Source organism: Amycolatopsis plumensis (genome assembly GCF_042652605.1).
Classification (GTDB): domain Bacteria; phylum Actinomycetota; class Actinomycetes; order Mycobacteriales; family Pseudonocardiaceae; genus Amycolatopsis; species Amycolatopsis plumensis.
Window position 1 is genome coordinate 5,627,814 of sequence record NZ_JBHSJY010000001.1, and the last position, 11,239, is coordinate 5,639,052.

The 11,239-nt window shown below is 73.7% G+C and carries 11 protein-coding genes; 6 read left to right on the top strand and 5 right to left on the bottom strand.

Annotated features, from left to right (window positions below):
- Positions 1-48 precede the first annotated feature (48 nt).
- Positions 49-1,446: an FAD-binding oxidoreductase gene (locus ACFPLC_RS27555; protein ID WP_378202793.1), complete on the top strand. Its 1,398-nt coding sequence runs from the start codon at positions 49-51 to the stop codon at positions 1,444-1,446.
- Positions 1,447-1,450: 4 nt separating this feature from the next.
- Here the strand turns inward: ACFPLC_RS27555 and ACFPLC_RS27560 are convergent, their stop codons facing one another.
- Both ACFPLC_RS27560 and ACFPLC_RS27565 read right to left on the bottom strand, forming a co-directional pair.
- A complete protein-coding gene (locus ACFPLC_RS27560; RefSeq protein ID WP_378202977.1) occupies positions 1,451-2,092 on the bottom strand; it encodes a response regulator in 642 nt (213 codons plus the stop codon).
- Positions 2,089-3,201: a sensor histidine kinase gene (locus ACFPLC_RS27565; protein WP_378202790.1), complete on the bottom strand. Its 1,113-nt coding sequence runs from the start codon at positions 3,199-3,201 to the stop codon at positions 2,089-2,091. The genes ACFPLC_RS27560 and ACFPLC_RS27565 overlap by 4 nt, the downstream gene beginning before the upstream one ends.
- 95 nt (positions 3,202-3,296) lie before the next feature.
- On the opposite strand from ACFPLC_RS27565, the gene ACFPLC_RS27570 reads away from it, so the two are divergent.
- Positions 3,297-4,151 carry a M23 family metallopeptidase gene (locus ACFPLC_RS27570; RefSeq protein WP_378202787.1) on the top strand — a complete coding sequence of 285 codons (855 nt, stop codon included), beginning with the start codon at positions 3,297-3,299 and terminating at the stop codon, positions 4,149-4,151.
- 203 nt (positions 4,152-4,354) lie between these two features.
- On the top strand, positions 4,355-5,407 hold the full coding sequence (locus tag ACFPLC_RS27575) for a DUF4192 domain-containing protein (protein WP_378202784.1): 1,053 nt from the start codon (positions 4,355-4,357) through the stop codon (positions 5,405-5,407).
- 117 nt (positions 5,408-5,524) lie between these two features.
- On the opposite strand, the gene galE is transcribed toward ACFPLC_RS27575, so the two are convergent.
- The 3 genes from galE to ACFPLC_RS27590 form a co-directional block, all read right to left on the bottom strand.
- Positions 5,525-6,505, bottom strand: coding sequence for a UDP-glucose 4-epimerase GalE (gene galE / locus ACFPLC_RS27580; RefSeq protein ID WP_378202781.1), 981 nt, complete (start codon positions 6,503-6,505; stop codon positions 5,525-5,527).
- A gap of 99 nt (positions 6,506-6,604) precedes the next feature.
- Positions 6,605-7,789 carry a galactokinase gene (gene galK, locus ACFPLC_RS27585; RefSeq protein ID WP_378202778.1) on the bottom strand — a complete coding sequence of 395 codons (1,185 nt, stop codon included), beginning with the start codon at positions 7,787-7,789 and terminating at the stop codon, positions 6,605-6,607.
- Entirely contained in the window at positions 7,786-8,502 is a 717-nt protein-coding gene (locus tag ACFPLC_RS27590) for a metal-dependent transcriptional regulator (protein ID WP_020644897.1), read from the bottom strand. Before ACFPLC_RS27590 ends, galK begins: the two co-directional genes overlap by 4 nt.
- A 113-nt stretch (positions 8,503-8,615) precedes the next feature.
- Here ACFPLC_RS27590 and ACFPLC_RS27595 point away from each other — a divergent pair, with 113 nt between their 5' ends.
- Genes ACFPLC_RS27595 through ACFPLC_RS27605 form a run of 3 tightly spaced genes read left to right on the top strand, consistent with a single transcriptional unit; the run spans position 8,616 to position 11,239 of the window.
- Positions 8,616-9,461, top strand: a complete 846-nt coding sequence (locus tag ACFPLC_RS27595) for a sulfurtransferase (RefSeq protein WP_378202775.1) — start codon at positions 8,616-8,618, stop codon at positions 9,459-9,461.
- 58 nt (positions 9,462-9,519) lie between these two features.
- A complete protein-coding gene (locus ACFPLC_RS27600) occupies positions 9,520-10,059 on the top strand; it encodes a hypothetical protein (protein WP_378235955.1) in 540 nt (179 codons plus the stop codon).
- Positions 10,060-10,069: 10 nt separating this feature from the next.
- The gene (locus ACFPLC_RS27605; RefSeq protein WP_378202772.1) at positions 10,070-11,239 is read left to right on the top strand and encodes an acetoin utilization protein AcuC; all 1,170 of its coding nucleotides are present in this window, start codon (positions 10,070-10,072) and stop codon (positions 11,237-11,239) included.

Below are 11,239 nucleotides of genomic sequence, written 5' to 3' on the forward strand. Positions count from 1 at the left end.
CAGGTCAGGCGACTTACCGGCGTTCCGTCCGCTGCGAGAGGACCCGCCATGACCTCGACCGCCGAACCCACCTTGGAGAGCCTGCGCACCCAGCTGTCCGGAGCCGCGCTGACCGACGGCGACCCCGGCTACGACGTCGCCCGCTCGGTCTGGAACGGAGAGATCGACCGCCGCCCCGCGGTGGTGGTGCGGCCCGCCGGGCCCGCGGACGTGGCCACCGCGCTCGCGTATGCGCGTGAAGCCGGCCTCGACGTGTCGGTGCGCGGCGGGGGCCACAACTTCGGCGGCGCCGCGGTCGTCGACGGCGGCCTTTGCGTCGACCTGAGCTCCCTCCAGGCGATCACCGTCGACCCGGAGGGCCGGACCGCGCGCTGCGGCGGCGGGACGACCTGGGCGCAGCTCGACGCCGCGACGCAGGCGCACGCGCTCGCCGTGCCGGGCGGCACGGTCAGCCACACCGGCGTCGGCGGCCTCACCCTCGGCGGCGGGTTCGGCTGGCTCACCGGCAAGCACGGCCTGTCCTGCGACAACCTGCTCTCGGCCGAGGTTGTCACCGCCGACGGCGACGTCCTGCGCGCGTCGGCCGAGGACCACGCCGACCTGTTCTGGGCGCTGCGCGGCGGAGGCGGCAACTTCGGCGTCGTCACCGAGTTCGAGTTCCGGCTGCACCCGGTCGGCCCGATCGTCCACCTGGGACTGTTCTTCTGGGGTCTCGAAGACGGCGTGGCCGCGCTGCGGCAGGCCCGGGCCGTGCTCGACACCCTGCCGGCGGAGATGGGGGTGCTCGTCGCCGGGCTCAACGCGCCGCCGGCGCCGTTCGTGCCCGAGGCCCACCACTTCCGGCCCGGCTACGCGCTGCTGATCGCCGGGTTCTCGGGGGAGGAGCAGCACGCCGAGGCGATCCGGGCGGCGCGATCGGGGCCGGCGCCGCTGTTCGAATTCGTTTCGCCGATCCCGTACGTCGAGCTGCAGCAGATGATCGACGGCGCCGCGCCGTGGGGCATCCTCGGCTACGAGAAGGCGGCCTTCGCCGACGCGCTGACCGACGAGGTCATCGAGGTGATCGCGGACTTCCTGCCCCGCAAGAGCTCGCCGATGTCGATCATGCCGATCTTCTCGCTGCACGGGGCGTTCGCCGGGAAGGCCGACGACGACACGGCCTTCGGCGGGGCGCGGCGGAAGTGCCTGGCCGTGAACATCGCCGCGATCGCCGCCGAGGCGGGACCGTACGCCGCCGACCGGGCCTGGGTGCGCGAGTTCTGGGAGGCGCTGGTGCCCTTCTCGTCCAACTCCGCGGGATACGTCAACTTCATGGCCGAGTACGAAGCCGACCGCGTCCGGACGTCCTACGGTCCGGAGAAGTACGCGCGGCTGGCCCGGGTCAAGGCGGCCTACGACCCGCGGAACGTGTTCCACCACAACGCGAACATCCCGCCGGCGCCGTGACGGGTCAGCCGGCGATGCCCGCGCGGTAGGCGAACGCGACCGCCTGCGCGCGGTCGCGCAGCCCGGCCTTGGCGAACAGGTGGTTGACGTGGGTCTTCACGGTCGCTTCGCTGACCACCAGTGTGCGGGCGATTTCGGTGTTCGAGAGGCCGGCCGCGATCAGCCGCAGCACCTCGATCTCGCGCGCGGTCAGGCCTTCGACCTCCTTGACGCGCGGCGGGGTGCTGCGGGCGGCGGCTTCGACGAGCCGCCGCTGCAGCTCGCCGTCCACTGTGGACTGGCCGGCGGCGGCCGAGCGCAGTGCCCGCGCGATGGATTCCGCGTCGGCGTCCTTGGTGAGGAACCCGCGGGCACCGGCGCGCAGCGCGGCCAGCAGCGACTCGTCGTCGGCGTAGGTGGTGAGCACGACGACCTCGGTGCCCGGGTGGCCGGCGCGGATGCGTTCGGTGGTCTCCACGCCGTCGCAGCGCGGCATCCGCAGGTCCACCAGCACGACGTCGGGGTGGTGCTCGGCGACGAGTTCGAGCGCGGTCAGCCCGTCGGCGGCGGCGCCGACCACCTCGACACCGGGCAGCAGCCCGAGCAGCGTGACCAGGCCTTCGCGGACCACCGCCTGGTCGTCGGCCAGCACGACGCGCAGCGTCACGCCGGCACCGTCAGGTGAATCCGCCATCCGTCCTCCCCCGGCCCGCTCTCCAGGCGCCCGTCGAGCAGCGCGACCCGTTCGCCCATCCCGCGCAAACCGTAGCCTGCCGCGGTGGCGGCCGGCGGGCGCCTGCCCTGCCGGTCGGCCACGGTCAGCTCCACCGACCCGTCGGCGTAGCCGAGCGTGACGTCCACCTCGGCGTGCGCCGCGTGCTTGCGGGAGTTGGCCAGCGCCTCCTGCACCGCGCGGACCAGCGCGGTGCCGACCGCCGGGTCCAGTTCGCGCGGCTCGCCTTCGACCGCGAGATCGGCGCGGGCGCCGCTGTCGAGCCGGTACGCGGCGAGGAGGTCGGCGATCGCGCGTTCGACGCCGACGGCGTCCTCGCGCAGCGCCGCCACGGCCTTCCGGGCTTCGGCGAGGCCTTCCGCCGCCAGCTGCTGGGCCCGTTGGATCTGGGCGACGGCGTCCGGGCTCGAGCCGTCGCGCACCAGCATCAGCCGTGCGCCCTGCAGGTTCAGCGCCAGGCCGGCCAGTGAATGCGCCAGGACGTCGTGCAGCTCGCGGGCGATGCGGGCGCGTTCGGCGAGCGCGGCGGCGCGGGCGTGCTCCTCGTTGGCGGTCTGTGCGCGGGCCAGCGCCAGCTCGGTCTGTTCGATGCGGGCGAGGCGGGTGCGCCGGTTCAGCCCCATCAGCACGACCACGGCGAGGACAGCGTACGTCGACAGAGCCCCTCGCCACGCGTCGTAGCGGGCCGCGCCGATGGTGATCGCCGCGAGGTCGAGCCCGATCGCCAGCACGATCGGCGCGGTGGATTGCCGCAGCACCACGAAGAAGGTGGTGCTGAACATCGCCACCGACGCCCAGCTGCTCGGCAGGAGCACCCAGAGCGCGCCCGTGCCGGCGATCACCGCGAGGGGCACCGCCGTCGTCAGCAGGCGGACGCGGGTTTCGTGGATCCACAGCAACGGGATCGACAGTGCGAGGGTGAACCCGATCAGGAACCAGGCGCGCGTGTCGGCGCGGGGCATGGCGGCGACCATCGGGACCGCGACGAGGACCCAGCGCAACCAGCCCTGAGCCCGGGGGAACACGGCTGGTCGGGTCGTCATTTCGGCAGTCCTCCGCGGGTGCTTGTACGGAAAATGTACCGACGGGGACTTCCCTTCGTGGAGTCAAGTTGTCCCGTTTGTCAGGAGGTTCCCCCATGTCCAGGTTGCGACGGCTCGCCCTGCTCGCCGCCGCCGCGGCGCTTCCCGCGCTCGGCCTCACCCTCGCCGGCCAGGCGACCGCCTCGGCCGCGCCCAACTTCCAGGTGCCGTTCAAGTGCGGCGTCACGGTCACCGCCGCCACGTTCAGCGGGCACAGCCCGGCGTACTCGGTCGACTTCCAGAAGGACGGCATCACCGGCATGCCGGTGCTCGCGGCGGCGTCGGGCACGGTGACCCGGGTGGCCGACGAAGGCAGCACGAGCTACGGCAAGTGGATCGAGGTCGACCACGGCGGCGGCTGGCGCACCCGGTACGCGCACCTGTCGGCCCAGGAGGTCTCCGTCGGGCAGTCAGTGGCGGGCGGCAAGCAGCTCGGCAAGGCGGGCGCGACCGGCGGCGTCACCGGCCCGCACCTGCACTTCGAAGAGCGCCTGGACGGCGTGGTGCAGAAGGCCAAGCTGAACGGCGTCGCCGTGCCGTACTACGGCCACACCAGCTTCACGAGCAAGAACGGCTGCGGCGGCAACCCGTACTCGGCCGAAGAGGTGTGCGGCGACGGCTTCTCCGTCGTGGACCAGCAGGCGCTGGCCAACTCCTCGGGCACGGCCTACCTGCTGTACAACGCTTCCACCAAGGCGAACTGCGTGACCACGCTGAAGGCGACGTCGCTCGGCACGGCCAGCCCGGTCGCGGCGTTCCTCGAGGTCGAGGGCGGGACCCGGACGACCGATTCCGGCAGCTTCACCTACTACGCCGGGCCGGTGAAGAAGACCGCCGACTCGACCTGCGTGAAGTGGGGCGGTTCGGTCGGTGCCAACAGCTACGAGAGCGGGTTCGAGCACTGCGGCTGAGCCGGTGGCAGCCGGGGCATCGCCACCCGGATCACGCAAGATGACGAGTAGTCGGCCGGTGGGGCCGGGCAGCATAGCCCGCCCCACCGACAAAACCGTCCCGCCCGGCCGCCGCCGGGCGGTATCCGTCCACATCGGCCCCAGCCATCCACAGATTTCCCGCCACCGCCCCATCCGGCCGCGTCCTGCCCCACAGTGGAGGCATGACCACCACCGCCCCGGCCGACCTCCGGGACCCCGCGCAGCTGCTGGCCGCACTCCCGTACCTGATCGGCTTCCGGCCCGAGAAATCCGTTGTCCTGCTCGGCCACCAGGACCCGGGCGACCGCCCCGGCCTGGTGCTGCGCGGTGACCTGCCCCGCCGCGAACACCGGGCGCACCAGGCGCGGGCGCTGGCCCCGCGGTTCGCCGCGGGCCGCCACATCGGCGTCACCGTGGTGATCGTCGGCGGACGGCGAAGACCCGGAAAGCCGCCGCCCCACGCGGGTTTCGTCGGCGAACTGGCGCGGGAGCTGGAGGAGTCCGGCCTCCCGGTGCTGCACGCGCTGTGGACGCCCACCATCGAGACGGGCGCCCCCTGGGCGTGTTACCGCGTCGAAGACTGCGCGGGCGTCCTGCCGGATCCGCGCACGACGGTCGTGGCGGCGGCCGCGACCGAGTGCGGCACAGTGGCGTTCGACAGCCGCGAGGAGCTCGAGGCGCTCCTGGCCCCGCGGTCACCGGAGGCACTCGCCCGCCGCGCGGATCGCTTGTCCGCCTTGACATCCCCACCCTGGCCGGCGGCCACCCGCATCAACGACGCGGCCGCGGTGGTCCGCGCGGCCTTCGACCGACAGCGCCGAGACGAAGGGCCACCGACGGACGAGGAAGCGGTTCTGCTCGCCAGCGCGCTGAAGCTCCCCGAAATCCGCGACCTGTGCCTGGCGATGGCGGTCCCTCCGGCGGCGGCCTCGGCCCGGGAGGCCGAGCACCTGTGGCTGACCTTGGTCCGCGAGCTCCCACCCCCGCACCGGGCAGAACCGGCGGCCCTTTTGGGCTTCACGGCATACCTGCGCGGCGACGGGACATTCGCGGGCATGGCCCTGGACAACGCCCTCGAAGCGGCACCGGACCACGTGCTGGCTTCGCTGCTGAAGAGGGTGCTGAACCGCGGAACACCCCCGCAGGTGATCCGCGGCTTGGCGGCCGCGGCAGCGGGTCCGCTGGTCGGCTTCGGCCTGGAGCCGGTGGACTTCGACGTGGACGATGCCGCATGAGAGCCGGCCTGCGTCAGCACTGGATGTCCTCTGTGGCCACCTTCACCGAGCAAGGGTGACCCTCCGACAGCCGGTGAGGCCGGGCGCGGAAGCCCCAGCCCACCGGCCGTTGCGAGGTCAGCCCCGTCGGGACTGGGTGAACTCCCAGGCGTCCCGCACAATCCCGGCGAGATCGGTCCGCTCCGGCTTCCACCCCAGCTCCTCGCGCGCCCGGTCGCTGGCCGCCACGAGCACCGACGGGTCGCCCGCCCGGCGCGGGGCCACCGCCGCCGGCACCGGGTGGCCGGTCACCTCGCGGCAGGCCTCGATCACCTCGAGAACGGAGAACCCCGTGCCATTGCCCAGGTTGTAGATGCGGTGCTCGCCCGCGGTGGCGTGCTTCAGCGCCAGCAGGTGCGCGTCCGCGAGGTCCACGACGTGGATGTAGTCGCGCACCGCCGTGTGGTCCGGCGTCGGGTAGTCGTCGCCGAAGATCTGGATGCGCTCGCGGTCGCCCGTGGCGACCTGGAGAACGAGAGGGATGAGATGGGTTTCCGTGGTGTGGCGCTCGCCGAAGCTGCCGTACGCGCCCGCGACGTTGAAGTAGCGCAGGCTCACCGCCGCCAGGCCGTGCGCGCCGGCGAAGCTGGTGATCGCGGCGTCGATGGCGAGCTTCGTGGCGCCGTAGGTGTTGGTCGGCCGGGTCGGCGCCGTCTCCGGGATCGGCGACTGCTCCGGTTCGCCGTAGGTCGCCGCGGTCGAGGAAAACACCAGCCGGGGCGTGCCGTGCTCCTGCATGGCCTCCAGCAGCCGCAGCGACGTGACGACGTTGCCTTCCCAGTACTTCGCCGGCTCCGTCATCGACTCGCCGACCAGCGACTTGGCCGCGAAGTGCAGCACGCCGTCGAAGCCCTCGCGCAGCAGGCTGCCCGCCACTTCGGCGGCGTCGCCTTCGATGAACCGCGCGTCCGGGTGGACGGCGTCGGCGTGCCCGGTGGACAGGTCGTCGACGACCGTGACCTGGTGCCCGGCTTCGACCAGCCGGGCGGCGCAGACACTTCCGACGTACCCGGCCCCGCCCGTCACGACCAGCTTCAGGGCGTTGCTCTGCTCCGACACTTCCAGGCCTTCCTGCCGAGGGTGACTGTGGGGCACAGTCTTCCCCCTCGACGACGCGCGGGTCCGCGCGGGGGTTGCCCCGGGCGGACCCGCGCGGTGTCAGAGCTCGTCGCGGCCGGCGCCGCGCGAGGGCACGGCCGTGAACATCCGCGGCCGCCGGTAACCGGCCTTCTCGTACGCCGCCTCGACGGCTTCCTTGACCCGGTCCAGGTCGGCGTCGCGGACCAGCGCGATCGCCGAGCCGCCGAAGCCGCCGCCGGTCATCCGCGAGCCGAGGGCGCCGGCCGCCCGCGCGGAGTCGACCGCGAGGTCCAGCTCGGCCGTGGAGATCCGGTAGTCGTCGCGCATGCTGACGTGCGAGGCGTCCAGGTACGGGCCGATCTCGGCCAGCCGCCCGGCGCGCAGCAGCTCGACCGTCTCGAGCACCCGCTGGTTCTCGGTGACGACGTGCCGCACGAGCGGCACGAGGTCCTCCGGCAGCCGGTCGAGGACGTCGTCGAGACCGTCGACGGTGACGTCGCGCAGCGCCTTCACCCCGAGCAGCTCGGCGGCCCGCTCGGTGCCGCGGCGGCGCTCGCCGTACCCGCCCTCGGCGTGCGAGTGCTTGGTGCGGGTGTCCATGATCAGCACCTGCAGCCCGGCCTCGGCCAGGCCGAACGGCACCTGCTCCTGCTCACCCGACCGCACGTCGAGGAACAGCACGTGGGACTCGGTGCAGCAGAGGGACGCCGTCTGGTCGAGCAGGCCGGTGGGGGCGCCGACGAAGTCGTTCTCCGACCGCTGCACCCACCGGGCGACCTGGGGCCGCGTCGGCACGTCGGTGCGGCTGCCGTCCAGCTCCAGGCCGGCCAGCCCGAGCAGCGCCAGCGACACCGCGCACTCGAGCGCGTGGGAGGAGGACAGGCCCGCCCCCGACGGCACGTCCCCGGCGATGACCAGGTCGGCTCCGTTCGCGAAGCCCTGGTCGCGCAGCACCCAGGCGACGCCCGCCGGGTACGCGGCCCACCCGTCGACGCTGCCCGGTGCCAGGTCGGCGATCTTGAGCTCGCCGCTGCGCTGGAGCTGGCCGTCGTCGCCCAGCGTGGCCACGGACAGGATGCCGTCCTCGCGGGGCGAAGCCGCCGCGGCCAGCCGGTGGGGCAGGGCGAACGGCAGCACGAAGCCGTCGTTGTAATCGGTGTGCTCGCCGATCAGGTTGACGCGGCCGGGCGCGGACCAGACGCCGGCCGGCGCCGTGCCGTGGATCGTGCGGAACGCCGCGGCGGCATCGGTGGCGGGGCTCATCGGGCCTGCGCCAGGACGGCGTGCAGCGCGGAGCTGGCGACCTGGGCGGTGGTGTCGCCGCCGGTGACCTCGATGGTGCCGCCGTTGGCCTTGCCGACGGTGACCGTGCCGCCGGGCACGATGCCGACGGACTTGAGCTCGGTCATCAGCGACTCGTCGAGCTGGACGTGCTCGGCGATGCGCCGGATCTCGACGCGGCCGCCGCCGGTGCGGGCGAACTCGTCGAGCCGGACCAGGTCGGCCTCCGCGGGCGGTGCCGGGTCGCCGTCGCCCAGCTTGTCCAGGCCGGGGATCGGGTTGCCGTACGGGGAGGTGGTCGGGTGGTCGAGCAGCTTGACCAGCTTGCGCTCGACGGCCTCGCTCATCACGTGCTCCCACCGGCACGCCTCGTTGTGCACGTGCTCCCACTCGAGCCCGATCACGTCGACGAGGAGGCGTTCGGCGAGGCGGTGCTTGCGCATCACGGCGATGGCGAGTTCCCGGCCGTGGTCGGTCAGCTGGAGGTGCCGGTCGTCGGCGACCACGACCAGCCCGTCCCGCTCCATCCGGGCGACGGTCTGGCTCACGGTCGGGCCGCTCTGCTGCAGGCGCTCGGCGATGCGGGCGCGCAGCGGAACGACACCTTCTTCTTCGAGTTCGTAAATGGTACGCAAGTACATCTCGGTGGTGTCGATGAGATCGTTCACGCTGTCCCCTTCGTCCGCGTTGCTCATCGTAGTCGTTGACCCCGGCAGCAGCGGCGGCCCTCACGGGTAACAACTCGCCGGTGGGGGAAATGTCCGCACCCCGGCGCGGCCGGGTGGGCGGCCGCTGGAAGATGGGAGGCATGCGTCCGCTGATCAGCACCACCGACCTCGCCACCGCGCTGGCCGGCCCGGCCGGGAACCGTCCCGTGGTCCTCGACGTCCGCTGGCGGCTCGCCGGTCCGCCCGGCGCCGAGTCCTACCGCGAGGGCCACGTGCCCGGAGCGGTGTTCACCGACCTCGACAGCGTGCTCGCGGGCGAGCCCGGCGAGGGCGGCCGCCACCCCCTGCCCGACCCGGCCGACCTGCAGCGCGACCTGCGCGCGGCGGGCGTACGGGAGGGGGTCCCGGTGGTGGCGTACGACGACGCGGACGGCTCGGTGGCGGCCCGGGCCTGGTGGCTCCTGCGCTGGGCGGGCCACACCGAGGTGGCGATCCTCGACGGCGGTTACGCAGCGTGGACGGCCGAGGGGCACCCGGTGAGCACGGACGAGGTGCGGCCGGAGCCGGGCGACATCACGGTCCACCCGGGAGGCATGCCGGTCCTGGACGCGGACGAAGCAGCCGCCCTGGCCCGCGACGGCCTCCTCCTCGACGCGCGCGCGACGCCGCGTTACGCGGGCGAGACGGAGCCGGTGGACCCCCGGGCGGGCCACATCCCGGGAGCGGTGAACGCCCCGTTCGCAGCCCACATCGGCGCCGACGGCCGCTGGCGCGCCCCGGAGGACCTGGCGGCGAGGTTCGCGAACCTGGGCCTGCGCCCGGGCGAGCCGGTCGGCGCCTACTGCGGCTCGGGCGTGACGGCGAGTTCGGTGGTGCTGGCCCTGGAGCTGGCGGGCCACCCGGGCGCGGGCCTGTACGCGGGCTCGTGGTCCCACTGGTCCCGAGACCCGAACCGCCCCGCGGCCACAGGCACCCTCCCGGGCTGACCGAACCCGCCCGGCTTAGGGGAGGGCGCTCAGTCGAGCCGGGCAACGCACCCCGGCCGTGCCCGCCGCCCGAGCCGCGTCGGCTCGGTCGGGCGCGTGCGCCGGGCTGGCCGCGCGCCCGGTCGGCCGAGCCAGGCCGCATGTGCTGGGTCAGCCGGGCCGCCCGTGCTCGGTCGACCGCGCCGAGCTGCCCGCGCTGGCCTTCCGGGCCGCTCGTGGACCGAGCTTGCCCGCGCGCTCGGCCGAGCCGAGCTGCGTGCGCTGGGGCAGCCGAGCGGACCGTGCCCGGTCGACCGGCGCCGAGCTGCCCGCGCTGGCCCGCCGGGCCGCTCGCGGACTGAGCCCGCCCGCGCGCGCTCGGCCGAGCCGAGCCGCCCGTGCCGGGCCAGCCGAGCCGCCCGTGCCGGGCCAGCCGAGCCGCCGTGCCGGGCCAGCCGAGCCGCCGTGCCGGGGCGGCCGAGCCGCTCGTGCCGGGCCAGTCGAGCCGCTCGTGCCGGGCCAGCCGACCATCCCCGCCCGTTCCACCCACCCGCGCCACTCGCGCCGAGGACCCGCCCACCGCATCTTCCACTCCACGCTTCCCGGCGATCGGCACTAGAGTCGATCGCATGTCGCCGGCCGTTGTTTGGGATCGGGCCCTGCTGGGTTATGACCTTGGCGGGGATCACCCGTTCAATCCCGTCCGGCTGGAGCTCACCGTCCGGCTGGCCACTGAGCTCGGCGTCCTCGAGAACGTCGAACTGCTCGTCCCCACCAGTGCCGGGGACGAGGAGCTCCTCCGGATCCACGCCCCCGAATACCTCGCCGCCGTGCGGGAGGCTCCGCTGGTCGGGTGGGATGTCGGGCACGGGCTCGGGACCTCCGACAACCCCGTCTTCTCCGACATGCACGATGCCTCCGCCCTCGTCGTCGGGTCCACGCTGCTCGCCGCGCGGAAGGTCGCCGAAGGCGAGGCCAGCCGGGCCGTCAACATCGCCGGGGGCCTGCACCACGCCATGCGGGACCAGGCCGCCGGCTTCTGCGTCTACAACGACTGCGCCGTCGCCATCTCCTGGCTGCTCGACCACGGCTTCGACCGCATCGCCTACATCGACACCGACGTCCACCACGGCGACGGCGTCCAGGCCGCCTTCTACGACGACCCCCGCGTCCTCACCATCTCGATGCACCAGCACCCCTTCACCCTCTGGCCCGGCACCGGCTACTCCGCCGAGACCGGCCGGGGGAAGGCCGACGGCACCTCCGTGAACGTCCCGCTGCCGCCGCGCACCAAAGACCCCGGCTGGCTGCGGGCCTTCCACGCCGTCGTCCCCTCGCTGCTCGCCGACTTCGAACCGCAGCTGCTGTTCACCCAGTGCGGGGTCGACTCCCACGAGGAAGACCCGCTCGCCGACCTCTCGCTGTCCGTCGACGGCCACCGCACCATCTACGCCACCCTCCGGGACCTCGCCGAGACCTACGCCGGCGGGAAGTGGATCGCCGTCGGCGGGGGCGGGTACCAGCTGATCCGGGTCGTTCCGCGGTCCTGGACGCACCTGATCGCCACCGTCCTCGACCGGGACGTCGACCCGGCGACGCCGCTGCCGCCCGGTTGGCGGGAAACCGTCACCAAGGCCGCCCCGCACGCCGAGCTGCCGCAGACCATGTCCGACGACCGCGACACGGAATTCAAGCCGTGGGGCGACGGCGAGGACGACCCGGTCGACATCGCCGTCCGGGACACCCGCCGCGCCGTCTTCCCGCTGCACGGCCTCGATCCGGACGACCCCAGGGACTGA